Raw genomic sequence first — 23,922 nt, 5'->3', positions numbered from 1 at the left:
CGGTAAATCAAAAGATCGCAGCCTTCGGCAGCTCCTACATGAATCGCACCCTCCTGTAGGAGCTGCCGAAGGCTGCGATCTTTTAGCGATCTAGAGAACGACGGTGCGATTGGCGTTCAGGAACACGCGCCGCTCAATGTGATAACCCACGGCCCGCGCCAGCGTCAGGCCTTCGATATCGCGCCCCTTGGCAATCAAATCCTCAGGGTAATGACTGTGATCCACCGCCTCGACGCCTTGGGCAATGATCGGCCCTTCATCGAGATCGTTGTTGATGTAATGCGCCGTCGCGCCCACCAGTTTCACGCCCTTGTTGTAGGCCTGGTGATACGGCTTGGCGCCCTTGAAACCCGGCAGCAACGAGTGATGAATGTTGATCGCCTTGCCATCGAGCTTGCGGCACAACTCCGGCGACAGCACCTGCATGTAGCGGGCGAGGATCACCAGTTCGGCGCCGGAGTCTTCGATCACCTGCCACACCTGACGCTCCTGCGACGGCTTGTCGTTGGGGTCGAGGGGGAAATGGTAGTAGGGAATCTGGTGCCAGTCGGCCAGCGGCTTGAGGTCAGGGTGATTGGAGACCACCGCCGCAACGTCCATCGACAACTGGCCGATGCGCTGGCGGTAGAGCAAGTCGTTGAGGCAGTGATCGGCTTTGGAAACCATGATCACCACTTTCGGCCGGTAGTTCGGCGCCGTCAGTTCGAAGATCATGCCGAAGGCCTGGCCACGTTCGGCGAGGCCTGCGCGGAAGGATTGCTCGTCGAAACCGTCAGGCTGACGGAATTCCACGCGGATGAAAAAACGCCCGGAGAGGCGGTCATCGAACGAATGGTGCTCGGTGACGTAGCAACCCTGCTCGAACAGAAAACGCGTCACCGCGTCCACGGTGCCGAGGACGCTGGGGCAGTCGGCGGTCAGAATCCATGTGTCTGGGGCGCGGCTCATGGTGCGGTGGCTCCTGTTCTTTGTGCGGGGTGTCAGGTTTTTCCCTCACCCTAGCCCTCTCCCAGAGGGAGAGGGGACTGACCGTGGTGTTGGTTCGAGCTACGCCGACCTGAAAATCTGAAGGTGAATGCAGATCGCAAAAACACCCGAGATCGGCTCCCTTTCCCCCTCTCCCCCCTGGGGGAGAGGGCTGGGGTGAGGGGGTGGCTCTTGATCTATCAGGCCTGGACGCTGAGGCCGTACTCAGCCGAAGCATCCTGCAACCACAACCACCAGTAATCCGAGAAGCTACGACGAATCAGCAGTTCCCAGGTGTCTTCAGCGGTATGTCGAATCATCAACTGCGACTTGGCGAACACCGTGCCGACCGCTTTACCCACCGGAAAACTGTTCGGGTGCACGTCATAGCTGGTCGATTTCATCAGCACCTGACGCACATTCGGCCCGCTCAGTTCGAGCACTTGCTGGCCGCCACTGACGTTGACGATCGCGATGTGCAGATCGCCCAGCGCTTCACGCAGTTTCTGTTCAGCAGCGAATTCCTCACCGCTTGGCACGATCAGCAGCCATTCGTCCGGGCCCATCCATTGCAGGCTGGTTTCACCTTTGACGATGACGCTGAGGGCGCCAGGCAGTTCGATGCCCAAGGCCTTGTGCACACCGGCGGCGAACGCGGCATCGTGGCCGTCGCCACGAATGGTCAGATGGCCGAGGAGTTTCTTTTCCCGCACGATCACGCCGGCGTTTTTGCGGCCCTTGCCGACCAGGCTGGCGAGGTCGGCATGCTGCAGCGACGACTCGGCCTTGGCGCCGGTAGTCGGGCGTTGTTGGTAAATATTGGCTGTGGTCATAAAGCACCTTCCTGAATTCTTGATCGTTCCCACGCTCTGCGTGGGAATGCCGCCATGGACGCTCGGCGTCCGCTCTTGGGACGCAGAGCGTCCCGGGATGCATTCCCACGCAGAGCGTGGGAACGATCAGTGTCAGATGTTCTGGCGATCACCCTTCGGGTCGAAGAACACCGAAGAAACAATCTCCGCCTCGATCACGCTGCCATCCGCCAGCGGTGCAAACACCCGCTCACCGAGGCGCTTCAGACCGCCCTTGACCACACCCATGGCAAACGAATAACCGAGGGAGTTGTGCGCGTAGCTGGAGGTCACGTGGCCGACCATGGTCATCGGAATCGCCTGCTTGGTGTTGAACACCAACTGCGCACCTTCCGGCAGCCACACGTTCGGATCGATCGGCTTCAAGCCGACCAGTTGCTTACGCTGATCCTTCACGCAGTCTTCACGGTTCATGCCACGCTGGCCGATCCACGAGAACGGTTTGGTGCGACCGACGCACCAGCCCATGTTCAAGTCGTCCGGGGTCATCGAACCGTCAGTGTCCTGACCGACAATGATGAAACCCTTCTCGGCGCGCAGGACGTGCATGGTTTCAGTGCCGTACGGGGTCAGGTTGTACTGCTTGCCGGCCTCGACGATTTTCTCCAGCACGCCCATCGCATAGTCGGCCTGCACGTTGACTTCGTACGACAGTTCACCGGTAAACGAGATGCGGAACACCCGCGCCGGCACACCGCCGACCAGACCTTCTTTCCAGGTCATGAACGGGAACGCTTCGTTGCTTAGATCAATGTCGGTCACGGCGCTGAGCAGCTTGCGGCTGTTCGGCCCGGACAGGGTCATGGTCGCCCAGTGGTCGGTGACGGAGGTGAAGTAAACCTTCATGTCCGGCCATTCGGTCTGGTGGTACAGCTCCAGCCATTGCAGCACGCGCGCCGCGCCGCCGGTGGTGGTGGTCATGACGAAATGGTTGTCGGCAAGACACGCCGTGACACCGTCGTCGAAGACCATGCCGTCTTCTTTGCACATCAAACCGTAGCGAGCCTTGCCCACGTCAAGTTTGGTCCAGGCGTTGGTGTACACGCGGTTGAGGAACTCGCGGGCATCCGGGCCTTGAATGTCGATCTTGCCGAGGGTCGAGGCGTCGAGCAGGCCGACGCTGTCGCGCACGGCTTTGCATTCGCGCTTCACGGCGGCATGCAGGTCTTCGCCGTTTTTCGGGAAGTACCAAGGACGCTTCCACTGACCGACGTCTTCAAACTCGGCGCCGTTCTTCACATGCCAGGCGTGCAGCGCGGTATGACGCACCGGCTCGAAAATGTGCCCACAGTGACGACCGGCGACGGCGCCGAAAGTCACCGGCGTGTAGTTCGGGCGGAACATCGTGGTGCCCATCTGCGGGATGGTCACGTTCAGCGAGCGGGCCGCGATGGCCAGACCGTTGACGTTGCCGAGCTTGCCCTGATCGGTGCCGAAGCCCAGCGCGGTGTAGCGTTTGACGTGCTCGACCGACTCGAAACCTTCGCGGGTCGCCAACTCGATCGCTGCAGCGGTCACGTCATTTTGCAGGTCGACGAATTGCTTCGGCGCCCGTGCGGTGTTCTTTTCATGCGGCACCTGGAACAGCGCCAGCGTCGGTTCTTCATGACGGCTCAGGGCTTTCGGCAGCACGCCTTCAACAGTCTGGAAACCGGCTTCAGCGGCAGCACGTACGCCGCCTTCAAAACCGTCAGCGAGCGAATCGCCGAGACCGTATACGCCGTTGATGCCACCGACGCACACACGTTTCTGCGGGGCTTCGCCCGGTACGAAACCGAGGATGTCTTCACGCCAGGTCGGCTTGCCACCGAGGTGCGAGGCCAAGTGAACGACCGGGCTGTAACCGCCGGAACTGGCGATCACGTCGCAGTCGAGCCATTCGCCCGGGCTGGTCACGGCGTGCGCTTTGACATCGATCGCGGCAACGCGGGCAGCGGTCACACGCTTGCTGCCACGGGCTTCGATCACGGCACTGCCAGTCAGAATGCGGATGCCTTTGGCACGCGCCTCTTCCACCAGCGCACCACGAGGATTACTGCGCGCATCGGCGATGGCCACCACTTGCAGACTGGCGTCGAGCCAATCCAGAGCAACGCGATAAGCGTGATCGTTGTTGGTCGATAGAACGAGCTTCTTGCCCGGTGCCACGCCATAACGACGCACGTAAGTCGACACCGCTCCGGCAAGCATGTTGCCCGGCACGTCGTTGTTGCCGTAAACCAGCGGACGCTCGCAAGCGCCGGTCGCTAGCACCACACGCTTGGCGCGGACACGGTGAATACGCTGACGCACCTGACCGATTGGCGCACGGTCACCGAGGTGATCGGTAAGACGCTCGTGAATGGTCAGGAAGTTGTGGTCGTGGTAACCGTTGACCGTGGCGCGCGGCAACAGCAGCACGTCCGGGGTGTTCTTCAGTTCAGTGATGACACTGGTGACCCAATCCATCGCCGGTTTGCCATCGAGGCTTTCACGCGAGTCGAGCAGGCTGCCGCCGAATTCTTCCTGCTCATCGGCAAGAATCACTCGGGCACCGCTGCGCGCCGCTGCCAATGCAGCCGCGAGACCGGCAGGGCCAGCACCGACGATCAGCACGTCGCAATGCTGGTTCATGTAGTCGTAAGTGTCCGGATCGACTTCGGTCGGCGAACGGCCCAGACCGGCAGCCTTGCGAATGTACTTCTCGTAGGTCATCCAGAACGATTGCGGGTACATGAAGGTTTTGTAGTAGAAACCCGGCGGCATCAGCTTGCCGCCGACCTTGCCGAGAATGCCCATCATGTCGTTGTTGACGCTCGGCCAGCCGTTGGTGCTGGTCGCAACCAGACCTTGATACAGCGCCTGTTGCGTGGCGCGCACGTTGGGGATCTGCGTAGCTTCTGTCGCGCCGATCTGCAGCACCGCGTTCGGCTCTTCGGCACCGGCGGCGAAGATCCCGCGCGGACGCGAATACTTGAAGCTGCGACCAATGATGTCGACGCCGTTGGCGATCAGCGCGGCGGCCAGCGAGTCACCCTCGAAGCCTTTGTAGCTCTGACCGTTGAAGGTGAAGCTCAGCACTTTGTTGCGGTCGATCCGTCCACCGTTGGACAGGCGATTGGTCTGGCTCATACCTTCTCTCCCAGCGCCGTCGTGGCTGTTTTCGCAGAATCAGCCTTGTCGGTGAATTGCGGCTTGGTGCCGATCTTGTAGGTCTCGAGAATCTCGTAGGTCACAGTGTCGCGAGTGACGTTGAAGTACTGACGGCAACCGGCAATGTGATCCCACAGTTCGTGGTGCAGACCGCGCGGGTTATCGCGGAAAAACATGTAGTCGCCCCACTCCTCGTCGGTGCAGGCGCCAGGGTCGAGCGGGCGCGGAATGTGCGCCTGACCGGATGCGTGGAATTCCTCTTCGGAGCGCAGTTCGCCGCAGTGAGGACAGAAGATATGCAACATGGGGATTTCTCCTGTTAGTGGGCGACGGCAGCAGCGCCGTGTTCGTCGATGAGTGCGCCGTTGTGGAAACGGTCGATGGAAAACGGTGCGGCCAACGGGTGCATTTCACCCTTGGCCAGACTCGCGGCAAACACGTTGCCCGAGCCAGGTGTGGCTTTGAAACCACCGGTGCCCCAACCGCAGTTGAAGAACATGTTCGGTACCGGGGTTTTCGAAATGATCGGGCACGCGTCCGGCGTGGTGTCGACGATGCCGCCCCACTGACGGTTCATGCGCACGCGCGACAACACCGGGAACATCTCGACGATGGCCTGAATGGTGTGTTCGATCACCGGGTACGAACCGCGCTGGCCGTAGCCGTTGTAGCCGTCGATACCGGCGCCGATCACCAGGTCGCCCTTGTCGGACTGGCTGATGTAACCGTGCACGGCGTTGGACATGATCACGCTGTCGATAATCGGTTTGATCGGTTCGGACACCAACGCTTGCAGCGGGTGGGATTCGATCGGCAGACGGAAACCGGCGAGCTTGGCCATGTGTCCGGAGTTACCGGCCGTGACCACGCCGACGCGCTTGGCGCCGATGAAACCCTTGTTGGTTTCAACACCGATGCACACGCCGTTTTCCTTGCGGAAACCGATCACTTCGGTCTGCTGGATCAAGTCCACGCCGAGCGCATCGGCGGCACGCGCGAAGCCCCAGGCCACGGCATCATGACGGGCGACGCCGCCGCGACGCTGAACGGTCGCACCCATCACTGGGTAGCGGGTGTTTTTTGTGCAGTCGAGGTACGGAATCTCGTCAGCGACTTGCTTGGCGTTGAGCAGTTCGCCATCGACGCCGTTGAGGCGGTTGGCGCTGACCCGACGCTCGGAATCACGGATGTCCTGCAGGGTGTGGCACAGGTTATAGACGCCGCGCTGGGAGAACATCACGTTGTAGTTGAGATCCTGCGACAGGCCTTCCCACAGTTTCATCGCGTGTTCGTAGAGGTGCGCCGACTCGTCCCACAGGTAGTTGGAGCGAACGATGGTGGTGTTGCGCGCGGTGTTACCACCGCCCAGCCAGCCCTTTTCGACCACGGCGACGTTGGTGATGCCGTGTTCTTTCGCCAGATAGTAAGCAGTCGCCAGACCGTGCCCGCCGCCGCCGACGATGACCACGTCGTAGACCTTTTTCGGCGTCGGCGTGCGCCACATGCGCTGCCAGTTTTCGTGGTGGCTGAGGGAGTGTTTGAAGAGGCCGAAGCCCGAATAGCGTTGCATAGTCAGTTACTCCAGAACACTCAGCGATAAACCGGGAAGTCTGCGCACAGGGCCGACACTTGCTGGGCAACATTGGCCTCGACATCGGCATCACCGAGGTTGTCGAGGATGTCGCAGATCCAGCCAGCCAACACTTCGCACTGAGTCACCTTGAAACCGCGCGTAGTGACGGCCGGGGTGCCGATGCGCAGGCCCGAGGTCACGAACGGCGATTGCGGGTCGTTCGGCACGGCGTTCTTGTTGACGGTGATGTGCGCACGGCCGAGGGCGGCGTCGGCGTCTTTGCCGGTCAGGCCCTGACGGATCAGGCTGACCAGGAACAAATGGTTGTCGGTGCCGCCGGACACTACATCGTAGCCACGTTTGATAAATACGCTGGCCATCGCCTGAGCGTTTTCGATCACTTGTTGCTGATAAGCCTTGAAGCCCGGCTCCAGCGCTTCCTTGAAGCACACGGCTTTACCGGCGATAACGTGCATCAGCGGGCCGCCCTGAGCGCCGGGGAAGACGGCGGCGTTGAGCTTCTTCTCGATTTCTGCGTTGGACCTGGCCAGGATCAGCCCGCCCCGTGGACCGCGCAGGGTTTTGTGCGTAGTGGTGGTGACCACGTCGGCGTACGGCAGCGGGTTCGGGTACAGACCGGCGGCGACCAGACCGGCGACGTGGGCCATGTCGACAAACAGCAGCGCGCCGACCTTGTCAGCGATCTGACGGAAGCGCGGGAAATCGAGAGTCTTCGAGTAAGCGGAGAAACCGGCGACGATCATTTTCGGCTTGGATTCGACGGCGAGACGCTCGACTTCGTCGTAATCGATCAGCCCGGTGTCGGTGTTGATGCCGTACTGCACAGCGTTGTAGAGCTTGCCCGAGGACGACACTTTGGCGCCGTGGGTCAGGTGACCGCCATGGGCCAGGCTCATGCCGAGGATGGTGTCGCCCGGCTGGATCAGCGCCAGGTAAACAGCGCTGTTGGCCGAGGAACCGGAGTGCGGCTGGACGTTGGCGTAATCGGCGCCGAACAGTTGCTTGGCGCGTTCGATGGCCAGCGCTTCGACTTTATCCACATGCTCGCAACCGCCGTAGTAGCGCTTGCCCGGATAACCTTCAGCGTATTTGTTGGTCAGGCCGCTGCCTTGCGCTTGCATCACGCGCTTGCTGGTGTAGTTCTCCGACGCGATCAGCTCGATGTGATCTTCCTGACGTTGCTCCTCGGCATTCATCGCCGCCAGCAGTGCATCGTCGTAACCCTGGATCTGGTCTTGCTTGCTGAACATCGCGTCTCTCCCAGCGGCATCTGTGCGCCATTCGTCTCGGTAAGGCACTGGCAATCACGGCAGTGCCCTTTGATGCCGATGGTATGACCGGCGCAGACAGCTCAAATGCCTGCGCGCGCCACGCAAAGGTGCGTTTACGACATGGCTGGAAATGACTAGAAGGATGCATTCCCCTGTAGGAGCTGCCGAAGGCTGCGATCTTTTGACTTTGGCTTTTTCAAGATCAAAAGATCGCAGCCTTCGGCAGCTCCTTCAGGGGGTTAGACGAGCAACTGGCGGATGGCGAGCAGCAGGAGGAAATGCGCGGGATAAAGGGCGTAGGCCCAGCGCCGCATCGGCATTGGCTGAAGGTGTCGCACATGTCGCAACAGGAACATTCCGAGCACTGGCGCAAACAGACATGTGGCAATGCCAAGAATGGCCACGCTACTGCCAAACCTCGCCGACTCATACAGCACCTGCCACTGATTGGCGGCCAGACATACCAAACCCGGCAACAGGCTGAAATACCACGGCCGGCGAAACACCAGCAGCATCGCCAACGGCAGCAGAACGCCGAAGAAGCCGAACATCAGCCGCTCCGGGAATACAGCGGCCAGTGTCACTGCACTTACCGCCAGCAGTCGTGAAACCCAAACCGGATCCTGCCACCCCCGCGCCACCAGCAAACCCAACGCCAACGTCGGCAGCACATTCAACGTATCCGGCTCCGGAATGTACACCCGATACGGAATCTCGCTCACCGCACTGAACAGCATCAACCACCCCAGATACCGCCACTCCATCCTCCGCGACCCATCGCGCGCCAGATTTGCCGCCATTGCCAGACAAAACCACGGAAACGCCAGCCGTCCCGGCACATACAGCCAATCGGCGGAGAACCCGACATATCGCAGGTGATCGAGCAACATGCTCAGCAGCGCCAGCCACTTGAGCAGATCCAGCGCGCCGTCGCGTTTAGTCAGGTGCATAATCGGCCTGCGTCCATGTAATGTTCTGCCAGCGACATCCCGTGTGCTCCCCGGAAGATCTTCGGTAAAGTGCGCACCCTCATTGACCACGAGCCTTCACAAGAGTCTCGACCACGGAAGCCGGCCATGACCGACAAGAGCCAACAATTCGCCAGCGACAACTACTCCGGTATCTGCCCTGAAGCCTGGGCTGCCATGGAGCAGGCCAACCACGGCCACCAACGCGCTTATGGCGACGATGAATGGACCGCACGCGCGTCCGATCATTTCCGCAAACTGTTCGAAACCGACTGCGAAGTATTCTTCGCCTTCAACGGCACCGCCGCCAACTCGCTGGCCCTGTCGTCACTGTGCCAGAGTTACCACAGCGTGATCTGCTCGGAAACCGCCCACGTCGAAACCGACGAATGCGGCGCGCCGGAATTCTTCTCCAACGGCTCGAAACTGCTGATCGCCGGCACTGAAAACGGCAAGATCACCCCTCAGTCGATCCGCGAAGTCGCGCTCAAGCGCCAGGACATCCACTACCCGAAACCGCGCGTGGTCACCCTGACCCAAGCCACCGAAGTCGGCAGCGTCTACACGCCGGAAGAAGTCCGCGCCATCAGCGCCACCTGCAAAGAACTCGGCCTGCACCTGCACATGGACGGCGCGCGCTTCTCCAACGCCTGCGCCTTCCTCGGCTGCTCGCCAGCCGATCTGACTTGGAAGGCCGGCGTTGACGTGCTGTGCTTCGGCGGCACGAAAAACGGCATGGCCGTGGGTGAAGCGATCCTGTTCTTCAACCACAAACTGGCGGAAGATTTTGATTACCGCTGCAAACAGGCCGGGCAACTGGCGTCGAAAATGCGCTTCCTATCGGCACCATGGGTTGGCATTCTCGAAACCGACGCCTGGCTGAAATATGCGCGCCACGCCAACCACTGCGCGCAATTGCTGGCCGAGCTGGTCAGTGACATTCCGGGCGTTGAACTGATGTTCCCGGTGCAGGCAAACGGCGTGTTCCTGCAACTCTCGGAACCGGCCATTGCCGCGCTGACCGCGAAGAACTGGCGCTTCTACACCTTCATCGGCAAGGGCGGCGCACGCTTCATGTGCTCGTGGGACACCGAAGAAGAACGCGTCCGCGAACTCGCCCGCGACATCCGCGAAGTCATGTCCGCCTGACCTGACGCCACCGCACTGATCGTTCCCACGCTCCGCGTGGGAATGCCTCCTGGGACGCTCCGCGCTCCTGCTCCACCACAGATGTAAAGCTGAGCACCGCTATGACGCTGAGCGTCAGTGGCTGCATTCCCATGCGGAGCGTAGGAACGATCTTCGGCCGGGAATGACTTTTCCCACCGTAAGACCAGACTTCTCTTCTAGCGAGAAAATGCCACCCGGCTCATCCTGATCGTTCCCACGCTCCGCGTGGTAACGCATCCCGGGACGCTCCGCGTTCCATTCCCGTCGCACCGCAAGATTCAAGGAAGAATCCCATGGGCCGCAGCCGCTACACCATTACCGAAACCGACAAACCGCATTTTCTGACCTGCACGATCATGGAATGGTTACCGCTGTTCATCCGCCCCTACATCGTCGACCACCTGCTCAACTGCTGGCGATATCAACAGACTCATCACGATCTGAAACTGTACGGCTACGTGATCCTGGAAAACCATCTTCACTTCGTCGCCCAGGCGCCCGACCTGAGCAAATGTCTCAGTCAGTTCAAATCTTTCACCGCTCGACAGATTATTGATGACCTGCAAAGCAAAGGCGCTGATAAAGCACTGCAACGGCTTCGCTTCAGCAAACGCGCACACAAGCAGGATCGCGTGTATCAGCTGTGGCAGGAAGGCTCCCACGCAGAGATGGTTTATAGCGAATCGGTCATGCGCCAGAAACTTGAATACATTCACAACAACCCGGTCAAACGCGGGTATGTGGATTTGCCGGAGCATTGGCGTTATTCGAGCGCCAGCAACTACGTGGGAATGCCGGGACTGATTGAGGTTCAGTGCTGGTACTGATAAGGGACGCGGAGCGTCGACGGCTGCATTCCCACGCAGAGCGTGGGAACGATCAATGGCGTAGACAGTGTTACCTGATCTGCTTGGTCTACATTGTCTGTCGAGCCCTCCGCTCACATTACAATAAGCAGGAGCATCGGCATGTCGTTACAAGGCAAAACCCTGTTCATCACCGGCGCCAGCCGTGGCATTGGCCGTGAGATTGCGCTGCGTGCCGCGAAGGACGGGGCCAACATCGTCATTGCGGCGAAGAGCGCCGAACCCCACGCCAAACTGCCCGGCACCATTCACAGCGTCGCCGCCGAAGTCGAAGCGGCGGGCGGCAAGGCCTTGGCATTGCAGTTGGATGTGCGTGATGAAGAGGCGGTGCGTCAGGCTCTGGCCCAGGCCAACGAACATTTCGGCGCGATCGATGCGCTGGTGAACAACGCTGGGGCGATCAAGTTGACCGGTGTGCAGCACATCGAACTCAAGCGTTTCGACCTGATGCACCAGATCAACACCCGCGCGGTGCTGCTGTGCAGCCAGGCCGCCCTGCCCTATCTGAAGAAATCCGCCGGGCACATTCTCAACCTGTCGCCGCCGCTGAATATGGCGAACAAATGGTTCGCACAGTTCAGCCCGTACACCGTGACCAAGTACGGCATGAGCATGCTGACGCTGGGGATGAGCGAGGAATTTGCCGGTTACGGCATCAGCGTCAATTCGCTGTGGCCGCAGACGATGATCGCTACGGCGGCGATTGAGTTTCAGTTGGGGAATCGGGAGTCGTTCAAGCAGGCGCGCCTGCCTTCGATCATGGCGGATGCGGCGCATGTGATCCTGGCTAGCCGCGAGCGACAGATCACCGGCCGGTTGTTGATTGATGAGGAGATTTTGCGCGAGAGCGGCGTGACGGAGTTCGGTCAATATCGCTTTGATCGAGAAAGCGACGCGGCGTTGATGCCGGATTTGTTTATCGACTGAAAAGCCCCTCACCCTAGCCCTCTCCCGGAGGGAGAGGGGACTGAATGGGGGATATTTGAGGATTTCGCCGACCTGAAACTGTTTTACCGAATCCATAGTCGACTCGATATCTCAAGTCGGTGTACCTCGTGAGAACAACTCGGTCAGTCCCCTCTCCCTCTGGGAGAGGGTTAGGGTGAGGGGCAGCTTGAGTCTGGCGCGGACTTCAGAACTCGATCCGCACATCCCCCTTCGGCACGCTGCAGCAAGACAGAATGTACCCCTCGGCTTCGTCATCCTCGGTAATCCCGCCGTTGTGCTCCATCTCCACTTCGCCCCCCAGCTTAAGCACCTTGCACGTCCCGCAAATGCCCATGCCGCACGCTTTCGGAATCATCAGCCCCAGCTTGGCCGCCGCCGCATGCACGGTTTCACCCGGGGCCACACGAATGCTCTTGCCGGACGAGGTGAATTCAACCTGATGCAGATCCGCCGCATCGATTTCCGGCGCATCGGCTGCCTGTTCGGCCTGTTCCACTGCATCGGCACGGGCTTCCGGCGGCGTGGCGCCAAAGGATTCCTCGTGGTACCGCGACATGTCGTAACCGGCCACTTCCAGCAGGCGCTTGACCGCGTTCATGTACGGCGTCGGACCGCAGCAGAACACCTCGCGTTCAAGGAAGTCCGGCACCATCAGCTCAAGCATCTTGTGATTGAGGTAACCGCGATACCCAGCCCACGGCTCACCCAAGCCGTGCTTCTCACAAATCAGGTGCAAGCTGAAGTTGTCGATCCGCGACGCCATATGCTCCAGCTCGCGGTGATAGATGATGTCTTTCGGCGAACGCGCGCTGTGGATAAAGGTCATGTCGACGTTGGCGTTGGTGTCGTAAAACCAGCGCGCCATCGACATGCACGGCGTGATGCCGACGCCGCCACTGAGGTACAAGACTTTCGGGCTCGGAAAGTCGATGGCATTGAACAGCCCGACCGGCCCGTGCACCGCCAACTCTTGCCCCTCGTGAAGCGTGTCGTGCAGCCAGTTGGAAACCTTGCCACCCGGCACGCGCTTGATCGTCACCGAAAAGCTGTACGGCACCGACGGCGAACTGGAGATCGTGTACGAGCGCATGATCGGCTGGCCTTCGATTTCCAACTCCAGGGTGACGAACTGCCCGGGTTTGAAGAAGAACAGGATCGGCTGATCAGCCATGAAGCAGAAGGTGCGCACGTCCCAGGTTTCCTGGATGACTTTGACGCAACGGACGATGTGTCGGCCATTGGCCCAGGTCTGGGTGGTGACCGGATTCAGGAAGCTGTTGGACATGCTGTTCTCCACGGCCGACTGTCGGCCTCATGTCGGCGATTCTGCGTATAGCGCAGACCGTCCGTTTACCTATCCGCGACATCGGCATACTTATCGCGACCAGCCCCCAACCACCGGGGGTTGCGCGTCGGGAACAGATTGCACCATGTCGCCCATGGATAAGGTTGCGCCCTGCGCCGGGCCCACACTCGCCCCAACACCAAGACAGCTTCTTTACACCTTGCGTAGCACCCGTTGCAGCACACCTGATCAGCCACTTTCGCCGGCCACGCAGATGGCCTTGAGGATTACATCGATGGACGTCACCGCAAAAATCAGCCTGGGCGATCCGCTGGAACCCGCACGCAAGGCCACCGCACAAATGCTCCAGGAGCGCGAGCGGACGTTTTCGCTGCCACAGCCGTTCTATAGCGACGAGCGGCTGTTCGATATCGACATGCAGGAGATCTTCCAGAAAGAGTGGTTGATCGCCGGCATGACCTGCGAGATCCCGGCCAAGGGCAACTACCTGACCCTGCAGATCGGCAAGAACCCGATCATCGTCATCCGAGGCGCCGAGGGTGTGGTGCATGCGTTCCATAACGTCTGCCGCCACCGTGGCTCGCGCCTGTGCACCAGTGAAAAAGGCAAAGTCGCCAAACTGGTCTGCCACTACCACCAGTGGACGTACGAGCTGGACGGCCGCCTGCTGTTCGCTGGCACCGAAATGGGCGCCGACTTCGACATGAAGCAGTACGGTTTGAAACCGGTGAACGTGAAGACCGCCGGCGGCTACATCTTCATCAGCCTGGCCGAGAACCCGCCAGCCATCGATGACTTCCTGTCGACACTGAACCACTACATGGAACCGTACGACATGGAAAACACCAAGGTGGCGATCACCACCACCTTGATGGAAAAGGCCAACTGGAAACTGGTGCTGGAAAACAACCGCGAGTGCTACCACTGCAACGCGTCGCACCCGGAATTGCTGAAAACCCTGCTGGAATGGGACGACGTCACCGACCCGCGCGCCGATCAGGCGTTCAAGGATCACGTCGCCGCCTCCGCTGCAGCGTGGGAAGCCGAAAAGATTCCTTATGCCCACGCCAGTTTCGGCCTGCGCAACCGCATCGTGCGCATGCCGCTGCTCAAGGGCACCGTGTCGATGACCCTCGACGGCAAACAGGGCTGCGCGAAACTGATGGGCCGGATCAAGAATCCGGATCTGGGCTCGATGCGCATCCTGCACCTGCCGCACTCGTGGAACCACTGCATGGGCGATCACATCATCGTCTTCACCGTGTGGCCGATCAGCGCGCAGGAAACCATGGTCACCACCAAGTGGATCGTGCACAAGGACGCGGTCGAGGGCGTGGATTACGATGTCGAGCGCATGCGCCAGGTGTGGGATGCGACCAACGATCAGGATCGGCGTCTGGCTGAGGAGAACCAGCGCGGGATCAACTCGACGGCGTATCAGCCAGGGCCTTATTCGAAGACCTATGAATTTGGCGTGGTCAACTTCGTCGACTGGTACAGCGAGCGCTTGCTGAACAACCTCGGCGCCGAGCCTGCGCCGTACCTCAAAGGCGTCCCCGTCCAAGGCTAAAAGCAAAGGCTTCGCGAGCAGGCTCACTCCTACAGGGGAACGCATTCCAACTGTAGGAGTGAGCCTGCTCGCGATGGCGTCAGAACAGTCACCGCCTCATTTGGATGACCACCTCACCGATCCATCCTCACCAATAAACTCCTCAAATATCTCCTCCCCCACCAAGCGGATCTTCGCGTACCCGTTCAACACCCGCAGCGGATACGCCGGATCCTTGGCATCCTGCGTCTCCGACCACAACACCCGCGAATGCCCGTTCAGCTCACTGGAACTGCCATAGGGAATCGCCCCGTGCCCTGCGCAACGCGCGTGCAAACCGCCCTGCTGCGCATAAACGATGCCGTTGTGCAGATGCCCCCAATACCAATAGTCCGGCTCACGCCCCAGTGCATCGCACACCGGTTGATACAACGCAGTCTCGTTGTGCCCGGAAATATCGAAGCCCTGATGATGGCTGAACACCATGATTTTTTTGCGTTTCGGCAGGCCTTTCATCCACTCGATCTGCGGCTCGTTCAACGTGCCGTCCATGTACAGGTTCATCGCGTCCGAGGCGTAGGCGGAATCCAGCCCGACCACCAGCCAGTCGTCGTTGATCAAGGCAAAATAACTGGTGCCCTGCTGCCCCGGAAAACGCTTGGCCAGTTCCTTGAAATAGCCGTGGGCGCCGCTGTACATCTCGTGGTTCGAGTTGAGGGTGAACGAGCCGTGCGTCCCCATCGGCCAGCCCGCCATGTCGACGTCTTCCTGGGAATGACTGCCGGCGTAATACACATCGCCCAGATGAATGGTGAAATCGGCCTGAGCCAGTTGCATCTGATTGGCCACCGACACCGCTGGTGCGTGGCTGTCGAACGGCCCGGTGCCCCAGTCACCGGCAATCGCCAGGGTCACCTCACGGTCCATTTGCACCACCGCCGGGTCAGTGCCGAACGTCGCGTGATGGCGCAGGTTCTCGATCCACTTCAGCAGCGCCTCACTCCACAGCAGATCGAGCAGTTCCCACTTGCGACAGCCAAGCATCGTGCCGTCCTTGAGCACCCGGGTCGCCAGTTGATCCGGCGATTGCGGCAGCGGTGTGGCGTTACCAATACGCAGGATCGACAGACCATGGGACAACTCCCACGGTACGGCGGGTTCGTCGTCCGGCAACTCGCCATTTTTCAGCACGTACTGCGCCTGATCATGGCCGCGCTGCAGCAACTTGATGATCGCTTGAAACTCCTGCGGCTCCAGCTCGCTGATGAGTTTCATCCAGGCCATTTCCATGCGCGTGAACAAGCCGTGAATGCGCACTTTGACCTTGTCGTACTCGTGTTCCCAATGACTGACCAGTGACATGGCGTAATCCTCTCTCCGTAAGGTTCACAGGGTTTTCATGAATTCGATGAGCGCGCGTTTGTCGTCGTCCGACAGGGTTGTGCCGTACAGGTGACCGCTGTTGTGGTTACCCTCCAGCCGCGTGTCGTATTTGAAGTCGGCCGAGGCTTTGGCTTGGGCGCCGCTGGTGACAAAACCAACGTTGACCGGATCGTAGATGTCGGAACCGGTGATGAACGTCTGCGGACGTTTTTCCGCTGGTTGCAGCAAGTCCCACAGCGTCGGTACCGAGCCGTTGTGCAGGTACGGCGCGCGCAACCAGACGCCGTCGGTGGGCGTGTTGCTGTAGCTCTGAGTTTTGCGATACGCGCCGAAATCAAACGGCGGTTTCTTGAAGGAATGGAACGCGGCCACCAGACCGGTGGTAAACGAATCGAGCCGGTGCGGATCGGTGCCGAGCTGGTCGATGTTGGTCGTGACCTGCCCGGTATCGGCGCGGCCGAAGTCATGACAAGCGGCGCAGTTGGCCTCCCAGATCGGTTTGCCCTGCGCGACTTTTGCTTGATCCAGCGCCCACGGCCACGCCGGCGCCTTGTGCCCGAGCAGCCAGTTGGTCACGCGATTGAAGCTCGGCGGCAACACCGATTCCGGCGTCGCACCGACGGCCATTGCCGCGGCGTAGTTGCGTTCGTGGATCTTGTTGTTATTGCCATCCCAGTGCAGGTACATCGATTCGCGCGGTTGCTGGTTCCACACCTGCGGCAAATCGACAGTGCCGATGGTCGAGTCATCCGGGAAGCCGAACACGACCATTTTCGTCGGGTTGAAGGTATCCGTGCGGCCCGGGCCCTGTTGCGGACGCAGTTTCTGCCAGGCGTAGGCCTGTTTCTGCTTGAGCAGTGCGCTTTTTGCCATCGGCATGATCAGGTAGCGGTTGTAGAGTTTTTCGAAGAAGCCCAACTGAAACTTGCTGTTGATCGCCGCCATCACCGCGTCGGTGGTGAATTTCGGGTCGCTGGCGCAATCGTAGGCGAACCACTGGAAGGCTTGCAGTTGCAGGGTATTGGCCGGTGCACTGGGTACATTGACGGCGACGTCACTGGCATTGGCGCGGTAGGAACCAGTGTGGCACAGCGCGCAATTCGGCTCGACCGTCGGGTAGCCGATCTGTCGCTTGGCCATGCCGATCGGCAGGTCCTTGCCGTTTTCAAAAAGGAAGCCGAAGACTTCCCAACCACCGGGTTTGGGCATTTTCTCCGGGCACATCTGCGGCAGCACCGCGAACAGGTAATACGGAATACGCGCTTCGATACCGAGGCCAATGGCGGCGTACTTGTAGTGGTCTTCGTCGGAGGCATATTCCTGCTCGGGAACGACGCGGAGCATCTGATACCAGGTTTCGTAGCCGATAAAACCGAGCACCGCGACCACCACCAGCGTGCCGACCTTGAAGGCGTGACTCTGCCATTGCCGCGCCCACGCCGCGCGCCACTCGCGCCAGCCATCGCAGAGCAGCGCCCATGGCCGGTTTTCCGGCGTGGTGCCCAAGTACAGCAAAATGCCGAGAATCAGAAAGAAGCTCAGATCGCCCATCAGCATCGGCACGAATACTGAGCCTTGAATGCTGGTGTTGATCAGGTAAATCCAGAAGATCACCGCGATCAACCGCGTCAGCACACACAGCCAGGAATGCACCACGTATCGCGGTGCGTTGAAACCCGACGGCATGTAAAACACGCTGATGCCGACCAGCAGCATCCCGGCGTTTTCCAGCCATGGGTCGGAGAGTTGCGGCGGCAGCCCGACCACCGATGTCAGCAACCCCGGCGCAAACAGCGCGGGGATGGCGAACACCATGTTCATGGCAATGCCGATCCAGATGAAGCGTTGAAACCAGCGGATGTAGCTGTCCATATCAGTTCCCCAGATCGTTCCCACGCTCCGCGTGGGAATGCCGCCATGGACGCTCTGCGTCCGCTCTTGGGACGCAGAGCGTCCCGGGATGCGTTCCCACGCGGAGCGTGGGAACGATCAACGATCGGCGGTTACCCGAGGGCAGTTTTCTCCAGGTGTTCAAGGATGATCGGATAGACATCGACCACCGCGTTCTTGCCGAACATGCAGTCGATGTGGCCGTAGCCCGGCACCACTTGTCGGCTGTAACGCGCAGGCCCATGCATGTCGCACAAACGCTGGTAGGTCTTGAGGGTGCTTTCCGGTAGGTAGCACTGGTTGTCGGCGCCGCTGATAAAGCAGATCGGCATGGTCAGCCGGTCAAAGTGCGGCATGTACACATCGTTGCCTTTGAAATCCACCAGATGCCCTTTGCGCACGATCAGCGCCAGATGCTCGAAGGTCTCGATGTTCGACTCGCCGAACAACTCGTGCAGGTTGTCGTGCAGGGTTTCGTTGAGGGTGTCGTGGCGATACAGCGACGCGTACATGAAGGTGATGCGGTGGCACACCGGATTGGTGCAATAACCCTGCGCTTCGATCCGCGCATAACCGTTGAGGGCCTTGTCGTAGAGTTTGTTGAACCAGTTTTCCTTGCTGTCGGCGTAAGCGGTCATCGACTTGATGCCGATGGCATCGAGCATCCCCGGCAAATGCAGACCGGCTTTCAATCCGGTGGCGGTAGCGACCACGGTGTCCGCAGCAATCTGCGAGCAGACCACCGAACGCACGCCCTGCAAACCGGCGAGCAGCGACATGAAGAACGTCGTCGCGCCGTAGCAATGCACCACGCACTGCACATCGCGGGCGTTGGTTTGTTGCTGAATCTGCGCGATGGCAGCCTTGAAGTCGTATTGCGCGATCTGGTCGCCGTTCCACTCCTTCTTGCTCGCCGGCAGCAGAATGCTCACGCGAAAATCCAGCAGCCACACGTCATAATCGTGCTTGCACAGGTATTCGAGCAGGTTGGTTTGAATGGTATCAGTGGAGAAGATGTTCGAGCCCACACCCAAGCCATGCACCAGCATCACCGGGCCTTTGCTGCCGGCCTGATAACGCGTCAGGCGCAATTCGACGCCATCTTCGGTGGGGAAAAAATGCACTGCCGGAACCGGTGCATCCAGCGGCCGCTTCAACCGTGGCGGTGCATCCGGATTGAAGTAGATATCGCCGGCAAACACGCCGCCGTAGCTTTCCCAGAGAATCCCGGCGAAGAACTTGCCGAACCGCGCCAGCCCTTCGATGCGCTCACGTTCGTTACGCGCATTGAGGACCTTCATGGTGGTCATCTGCTTGGCGAAATCGGTCGGATGAATGTGCATCACCCCGGAACCGATCACCTCGCCGGATTTGTCCGGGCCGCGATACAGCGTCACGTACAGCGTGCTGGTGTCGTGCCAGATGTTCAGCACGCCGTTGTCTTCCGGCACGGTTTTGAAGGCGCTGAAGAAATAGTCGTTGCCGTCCTCGGCAGTCAGTTTCATGTCGTATTTCATGTGGCGTGTATCGACCTGCTGCTCGAATTGTTCGAACAGGTTGAACACGCCGTTACTCGCGGTCAGCGGCTGTGCTGACAACGCCGGCGCGATGACGGTGCCGACAATCGTGGCCGCGTGCTCGGGTTCCTTGATCATGCGGTTGAGGTCGTTGGCGGTGATCGTCAGGGTGAAATCGATCGGCGAGTTATCCGCCTCGCCGCGTTTGGCTGCCGCTTCGTAGACTTTCAGATCGGTGATTTGCGCCGCGGTGAAGGCGCGGGAGAAGTAACCTTTCATGGTTTCGGTGAACTGCACACCAAGGGTCGGCGGCGCCACCGCTTTGCGTGGCGCCGAGGGCAGCGTGTAGTCGATCTGCCAGCCACGATCAGCGGCAAGCAGGCCCATGTTGCGCTCGCTCACGGCGGAAATCGTCAGCAACGGATTCACCGCCAATGACGTCGGAATCACCGCGCCGTCAGTCACGTACAAATTGGTGTAGACATCGGTGCCACTGGCGCCGCTGAACACCTGGCCTTTGTGATTGACCACGCCTTGCGCGGCGTCTTCAGCCATCACGCAACCGCCCAACGGATGCACGGAGACGATGCTGTGCTTGAGCAGCTTGGTCCAGATCGGATTCTCCACCCACACGCCGCCCAACGCCTTGGTGCTCTGCTGCAAACGCTGGTTACCGAGTTTGAAGTTCTCCTGCTCGCCAACGCCGGGCCAATCGATGCGCAGTTGATCTTTGTTGTCGAGGACCATCCGCCCCTGACCGCTGTCGTGGCTCATGATCAGGTAGGTCTGCATGTTGTGCAGCGCGCCGTAATACGGGCCGCGCAGGAAGCTTTCGGCTTCGCGCTCCTTGTATTTCACCTTGCCGCTGAAGCTGTCATCGGTGGCCACGCCGATCATCTCGGCGAAACCCGCCATGCTCGGCACCATCGGCCGGCCGAGCGCGCCGGGGATCGAGCCTTCTTCGATGACCATGCGGCTGCGCCAGTCGCCTTCGGTGCGCATGTCGATGACCGAGGTGATGCACGGGCCGACCGGGTGCAGTTCCTTGGCCGAATGTGCGCCGAAACCGATGCCGTTGATGACCTGCTCGCAGTTGTGGCCGAAGCCGAGGATATCGCCGTTGCCGCTCATGTTCTCGCCGAGTTGGCCGGACATCACCACGCCTTTGTCGCGCGAACGCAGGAGGATTTCGGTCGAGCCAAGTGTGCCGGCGGAGACCACGACGATATCGGCCTTCACGAACAATGTCGGCGCGCTGAACATTTCACGCCCGCTGTCGAGGTACTGGAAATGCACGATCCAGCCGTCACCGTCGCGCTCCAGATGGCGCACCTCGGCCTGACAGAAAATCTCTGCGCCGTGGTTCCAGGCGTCCGGCAGATAGTTCATCAACGTGGTGTTCTTGGCTTTGTTGTTACAGCCCGAGACGCAGTCGCCGCACTGATTGCACGGCAGCTGCTCGACACCGACGTGGTTGAGGTTATTCGGCAACTTGTCGAAGGTCACGTTGATCGGCGGCTTGTAGAAATGCGCACCTTGCTTGAGAAAATCAGCCGATTTCTTGTTGGCGTCGAGCTTGGGCAGGTTCGGCGAAGTGCTCGGATAAGGAGTGGGTTTGAGCATCTCGCGAGCGCGGGCATAACCGTCCTTGAGCAGCGTGTCGCGGTGTTCACGCACCGCTTGCGGCCAGCGCGGGTCGTCGAACACACCAGGCTCGGGCTCAAGGGCTACGTTGGCATTGATCAGCGACGTGCCACCGAGGCCGCAACCGACCACGACGTTTTGCTGGGCGTTGATGTGCAAGTCGAACAGGCCGGTGCGCGAACCGATATGACCATCAGGGTCATGCACCTGCAGCTCTTCGGTGGCGGCGATCATGGTGTTGGGGTATTCGCCGGGCTGGATTTCCCGGCCGCGCTCGAGCAGGCACACACGTTTGCCGGCACGGGACAGGCGCGACGCGGCAATGCCGCCGCCGTAACCCGAGCCAATGACAATCACATCGTAGTGTTCCTTGATCTCGCTGGTGGGCGTTGCGATCCGTGTCATGGGGTGCATCCTCTAATCAGGCAGATGGGGCAACTCTGCGGTTGCCTGCAATCGATGGGCGAACGGACACCTGGCCACCGGATCAAGTCCGGCGACAGCACAGCGGTCTGGCAGGTTGGCGCGCTACAGGCGAGCGTGCTGATTGGCGGCACGACGCAGCGTGCGCTTGCGGGGAAAGGGCGGGGAGCGGTGTGAGCGACTATCCATCATGCGTTCTCCCAGAACCTGATGTGGATAAGTGACGGCTGTCCTTGTGCCATTGCAGTGAAGACAGCAGCGGATTCGAAGTCAAGGCAACGCCTTAGAACTGTATGAAATGTGATCAAGTGCCGTTTGCACTATGGCGGGCGGGGCTTATCGGGTTCGACGAACAAGTTATCCACATAGCCACCCACAGCAAATGGGGGTAACTGTGGATGAGTGGGAAAATAACTCGCTGATTTGCGAAGAAAAATCGTGACTTATCCAGAAGGACGGTTTGCGAGGCGCATTGGTCGTTTTTTGATCATATCCTCGTAAGCCCCGGCCTGCATGGCCTGTAGCAGATGGCGAACACGTTATCCACAGAAGCGCCAACAGAGATCGGGGGTAACTTTGCCTTGTCTGTGGAAAAACCCGCAAGGCTGTGAAAAATCACTCTTCGATAGACAATTTGTCGAACACAACCGTAAATTGAACAAATATTGACCAATACTCTGTAAGCCACGTTTTATAAGGCTCGCAGCGGATAGCGAACATCTTATCCACAGAAGCGCCAACAGAGATTGGGGGCAACTTACGCCGTTATCCTGAGGAAAACCCTCGGAAAAACCGTCACTTAGGCTGGTCGTTTTTTGATCTGCGGGCTGCAAGCCACGATTGACGTGACTTGCAGTGAGGCGCGAACACCTTATCCACAGACTGACCAACAGGGATTGTGCGTAAACGCTGCCCGGTGGATAACCGAACGTTAAGCGCGGTGCATCAGATAAGCCGCACCGGTCACCCGAATCAGCGGATGCGGTGCCACCTGGCAGGTTTTGATGATGCCGAAGCCATGGCGCTCGTAGAAACGCCGCGCACCGGTATTGGCCGCATAGTCGATGAGGCTCAAACCGTTGAGCGCCAACTGATCGGCGCGCGCCTGGGCATGCTGGAGGAACTGCACGCCCAATCCCTGATTGCGCCAGCCTTCGTGCAGCGCCAGGCTGGAGATGTACAACGAATCCGCTACTTCCATATCGGCATACGGCGCCAGCACCGGATCGGTGGGCGGCGTCGGATCGGGATCTTCGCGCATGGCATAGCTGTGCATCATGCCAACGACCCGCCCATTGGCCTCAGCGATCAGGCAGTTCTGCCAAGAGAAATCCACGTCGTCGCGGGCATAACGCCGTTCGCCGACATCCAGCAGCGCTTCCCCAGGCTCGGCCAACTGACTCCAGATGTAATCCGCAGCCCCCTCCGAGGAAATCTGAAACAAGCGGGCAATCTCACGCGCATCCGTACGCCGCGCAGGTCGAAACTCAACAGTCATTCACATTATTCCTTTGGCGAACCCACTGACCTGTAGGAGCTGACGAGTGCAACGAGGCTACGATCTTTTGATTTTGTTTTCAAAGATCAACGTCAAAAGATCGCAGCCTCGTTGCACTCGTCAGCTCCTACAGAGATTTTGGGGGGGGCGGGGCTAGCGGACGACGCCTTCTTCAATCAACAACTTGAGGATGGCTTCGGCACCGGCCTGCGGGGTGACGCCTTTGAGCACTTGTCCACCGCCGCCACTGGCTTTGGCGGTAGCGGCTTTCATGCGGTCGGCGCCGCTTTTGGCTTTGATCACTTTCAAGCGTTTAGGCCGTGGTTTGGCCGATTGCAGGGTGGCAACCGCGAGGAGTTCATCGTCGACAACCTCGACATCAGCAGCCTCCAGAATTCCGCGTCGCGCCGGGCCGTAAGCGCTCTGCCGAGGCTTCGGCGCGGCGTTATCCACAGTCGCGAGGAACGGCAGCTTCACCTTCAAGCGCCGCCGTTGCCCGCGCGGTAACGCTTGCAGCACCAGCGCCGAGCCGTCGTTGATCGATTCGACCTGCGCCAATCCGACCACCAGCGGCCAGCCCAGACCTTCGGCCAGCAGGAACGGCAACATCCCCGAACCTTCACCGGTTTCCGCCTGGCTGCCGGTCAGTACAACTTGGGCGCCCGCTTCGCGCAGGTACGCGGTCAGCGCCGGCAAAGCATCGGCGCCAGCAGGCTGCTCGAGCACATGCATCTGCTCCAGGCCCATGCCCAGATAAGCGCGCAACGCCGGTTCCGCAACGTCGCCGGCATGCAGCACTTGCAGGTTATCCCCAGCCAGTTGCAGACCGAGTTCCACGGCGCGCGCGTCCTGATCGGCGCGGCGCGGCCGCCCGGAGGTCGGGTGGGCGCCAATTGAAACCAGACTGATAATCTTCGTGTTCATA

The 23,922-nt window shown here is 60.0% G+C and carries 17 protein-coding genes; 4 read left to right on the top strand and 13 right to left on the bottom strand.

What is annotated here, in order from left to right:
* Positions 1–90: 90 nt before the first annotated feature.
* The 7 genes from purU to ACIPZE_RS18375 all read right to left on the bottom strand — a co-directional run bounded on the left by purU (position 91) and on the right by ACIPZE_RS18375 (position 8,785).
* Complete coding sequence (gene purU / locus ACIPZE_RS18405; protein ID WP_025108559.1) at positions 91–948, bottom strand: formyltetrahydrofolate deformylase; 858 nt, start codon at positions 946–948, stop codon at positions 91–93.
* Between the two features lie 218 nt (positions 949–1,166).
* A complete protein-coding gene (locus ACIPZE_RS18400) occupies positions 1,167–1,799 on the bottom strand; it encodes a sarcosine oxidase subunit gamma (protein ID WP_283438535.1) in 633 nt (210 codons plus the stop codon).
* Between the two features lie 132 nt (positions 1,800–1,931).
* On the bottom strand, positions 1,932–4,949 hold the full coding sequence (locus ACIPZE_RS18395; RefSeq protein WP_283438534.1) for a sarcosine oxidase subunit alpha: 3,018 nt from the start codon (positions 4,947–4,949) through the stop codon (positions 1,932–1,934).
* On the bottom strand, positions 4,946–5,275 hold the full coding sequence (locus ACIPZE_RS18390) for a sarcosine oxidase subunit delta (RefSeq protein ID WP_400774420.1): 330 nt from the start codon (positions 5,273–5,275) through the stop codon (positions 4,946–4,948). Before ACIPZE_RS18390 ends, ACIPZE_RS18395 begins: the two co-directional genes overlap by 4 nt.
* Positions 5,276–5,289: 14 nt before the next feature.
* Entirely contained in the window at positions 5,290–6,540 is a 1,251-nt protein-coding gene (locus ACIPZE_RS18385) for a sarcosine oxidase subunit beta (RefSeq protein WP_129395820.1), read from the bottom strand.
* Between the two features lie 20 nt (positions 6,541–6,560).
* Positions 6,561–7,814, bottom strand: coding sequence for a serine hydroxymethyltransferase (locus ACIPZE_RS18380; RefSeq protein WP_400774417.1), 1,254 nt, complete (start codon positions 7,812–7,814; stop codon positions 6,561–6,563).
* A gap of 260 nt (positions 7,815–8,074) precedes the next feature.
* Positions 8,075–8,785 (bottom strand): TraX family protein, encoded by a 711-nt coding sequence (locus ACIPZE_RS18375; RefSeq protein WP_400774414.1) that lies wholly within the window; start codon positions 8,783–8,785, stop codon positions 8,075–8,077.
* Positions 8,786–8,911: 126 nt separating this feature from the next.
* On the opposite strand from ACIPZE_RS18375, the gene ACIPZE_RS18370 reads away from it, so the two are divergent.
* From ACIPZE_RS18370 to ACIPZE_RS18360, 3 genes are all read left to right on the top strand, one after another.
* Positions 8,912–9,952, top strand: a complete 1,041-nt coding sequence (locus tag ACIPZE_RS18370; RefSeq protein ID WP_064119210.1) for a low specificity L-threonine aldolase — start codon at positions 8,912–8,914, stop codon at positions 9,950–9,952.
* Between the two features lie 314 nt (positions 9,953–10,266).
* A complete protein-coding gene (locus tag ACIPZE_RS18365) occupies positions 10,267–10,800 on the top strand; it encodes an REP-associated tyrosine transposase (protein WP_102359030.1) in 534 nt (177 codons plus the stop codon).
* A gap of 141 nt (positions 10,801–10,941) precedes the next feature.
* Positions 10,942–11,766 carry an SDR family oxidoreductase gene (locus ACIPZE_RS18360; RefSeq protein ID WP_400774411.1) on the top strand — a complete coding sequence of 275 codons (825 nt, stop codon included), beginning with the start codon at positions 10,942–10,944 and terminating at the stop codon, positions 11,764–11,766.
* Between the two features lie 205 nt (positions 11,767–11,971).
* Here ACIPZE_RS18360 and gbcB read toward each other — a convergent pair whose 3' ends face one another.
* Entirely contained in the window at positions 11,972–13,072 is a 1,101-nt protein-coding gene (gbcB, locus tag ACIPZE_RS18355) for a glycine-betaine demethylase subunit GbcB (RefSeq protein WP_283438530.1), read from the bottom strand.
* A 295-nt stretch (positions 13,073–13,367) separates the two neighbouring features.
* Between gbcB and gbcA the strand changes: the two genes are divergently transcribed.
* Entirely contained in the window at positions 13,368–14,663 is a 1,296-nt protein-coding gene (gene gbcA / locus ACIPZE_RS18350) for a glycine-betaine demethylase subunit GbcA (RefSeq protein ID WP_008083155.1), read from the top strand.
* A 96-nt stretch (positions 14,664–14,759) separates the two neighbouring features.
* Here gbcA and ACIPZE_RS18345 read toward each other — a convergent pair whose 3' ends face one another.
* From ACIPZE_RS18345 to ACIPZE_RS18325, 5 genes are all read right to left on the bottom strand, one after another.
* Positions 14,760–16,004 carry a metallophosphoesterase family protein gene (locus ACIPZE_RS18345; protein WP_400774408.1) on the bottom strand — a complete coding sequence of 415 codons (1,245 nt, stop codon included), beginning with the start codon at positions 16,002–16,004 and terminating at the stop codon, positions 14,760–14,762.
* 24 nt (positions 16,005–16,028) lie between these two features.
* Positions 16,029–17,897 carry a hypothetical protein gene (locus ACIPZE_RS18340; RefSeq protein WP_400774405.1) on the bottom strand — a complete coding sequence of 623 codons (1,869 nt, stop codon included), beginning with the start codon at positions 17,895–17,897 and terminating at the stop codon, positions 16,029–16,031.
* 131 nt (positions 17,898–18,028) lie between these two features.
* Positions 18,029–21,481, bottom strand: coding sequence for an alpha/beta fold hydrolase (locus ACIPZE_RS18335; protein ID WP_400774401.1), 3,453 nt, complete (start codon positions 21,479–21,481; stop codon positions 18,029–18,031).
* A gap of 949 nt (positions 21,482–22,430) precedes the next feature.
* Positions 22,431–22,997, bottom strand: coding sequence for a GNAT family N-acetyltransferase (locus ACIPZE_RS18330; RefSeq protein WP_283438526.1), 567 nt, complete (start codon positions 22,995–22,997; stop codon positions 22,431–22,433).
* Between the two features lie 153 nt (positions 22,998–23,150).
* The gene (locus ACIPZE_RS18325; RefSeq protein WP_129395831.1) at positions 23,151–23,921 is read right to left on the bottom strand and encodes an electron transfer flavoprotein subunit beta; all 771 of its coding nucleotides are present in this window, start codon (positions 23,919–23,921) and stop codon (positions 23,151–23,153) included.
* Position 23,922: the final 1 nt, after the last annotated feature.

This window comes from Pseudomonas sp. NPDC089741 (assembly GCF_044748825.1).
Classification (GTDB): Bacteria; Pseudomonadota; Gammaproteobacteria; order Pseudomonadales; family Pseudomonadaceae; genus Aquipseudomonas; species Aquipseudomonas helmanticensis.
Note: the sequence above shows the minus strand (reverse complement) of the source record. Positions and strands in the feature narration are given on the sequence as shown.

Bases quoted from the DNA above. Each gene is read 5' to 3' on its own strand.
- purU (WP_025108559.1), bottom strand. From the start codon at position 948: ATGAGCCGCGCCCCAGACACATGGATTCTGACCGCCGACTGCCCCAGC.
- ACIPZE_RS18400 (WP_283438535.1), bottom strand. From the start codon at position 1,799: ATGACCACAGCCAATATTTACCAACAACGCCCGACTACCGGCGCCAAG.
- ACIPZE_RS18395 (WP_283438534.1), bottom strand. From the start codon at position 4,949: ATGAGCCAGACCAATCGCCTGTCCAACGGTGGACGGATCGACCGCAAC.
- ACIPZE_RS18390 (WP_400774420.1), bottom strand. From the start codon at position 5,275: ATGTTGCATATCTTCTGTCCTCACTGCGGCGAACTGCGCTCCGAAGAG.
- ACIPZE_RS18385 (WP_129395820.1), bottom strand. From the start codon at position 6,540: ATGCAACGCTATTCGGGCTTCGGCCTCTTCAAACACTCCCTCAGCCAC.
- ACIPZE_RS18380 (WP_400774417.1), bottom strand. From the start codon at position 7,814: ATGTTCAGCAAGCAAGACCAGATCCAGGGTTACGACGATGCACTGCTG.
- ACIPZE_RS18375 (WP_400774414.1), bottom strand. From the start codon at position 8,785: ATGCACCTGACTAAACGCGACGGCGCGCTGGATCTGCTCAAGTGGCTG.
- ACIPZE_RS18370 (WP_064119210.1), top strand. From the start codon at position 8,912: ATGACCGACAAGAGCCAACAATTCGCCAGCGACAACTACTCCGGTATC.
- ACIPZE_RS18365 (WP_102359030.1), top strand. From the start codon at position 10,267: ATGGGCCGCAGCCGCTACACCATTACCGAAACCGACAAACCGCATTTT.
- ACIPZE_RS18360 (WP_400774411.1), top strand. From the start codon at position 10,942: ATGTCGTTACAAGGCAAAACCCTGTTCATCACCGGCGCCAGCCGTGGC.
- gbcB (WP_283438530.1), bottom strand. From the start codon at position 13,072: ATGTCCAACAGCTTCCTGAATCCGGTCACCACCCAGACCTGGGCCAAT.
- gbcA (WP_008083155.1), top strand. From the start codon at position 13,368: ATGGACGTCACCGCAAAAATCAGCCTGGGCGATCCGCTGGAACCCGCA.
- ACIPZE_RS18345 (WP_400774408.1), bottom strand. From the start codon at position 16,004: ATGTCACTGGTCAGTCATTGGGAACACGAGTACGACAAGGTCAAAGTG.
- ACIPZE_RS18340 (WP_400774405.1), bottom strand. From the start codon at position 17,897: ATGGACAGCTACATCCGCTGGTTTCAACGCTTCATCTGGATCGGCATT.
- ACIPZE_RS18335 (WP_400774401.1), bottom strand. From the start codon at position 21,481: ATGACACGGATCGCAACGCCCACCAGCGAGATCAAGGAACACTACGAT.
- ACIPZE_RS18330 (WP_283438526.1), bottom strand. From the start codon at position 22,997: ATGACTGTTGAGTTTCGACCTGCGCGGCGTACGGATGCGCGTGAGATT.
- ACIPZE_RS18325 (WP_129395831.1), bottom strand. From the start codon at position 23,921: ATGAACACGAAGATTATCAGTCTGGTTTCAATTGGCGCCCACCCGACC.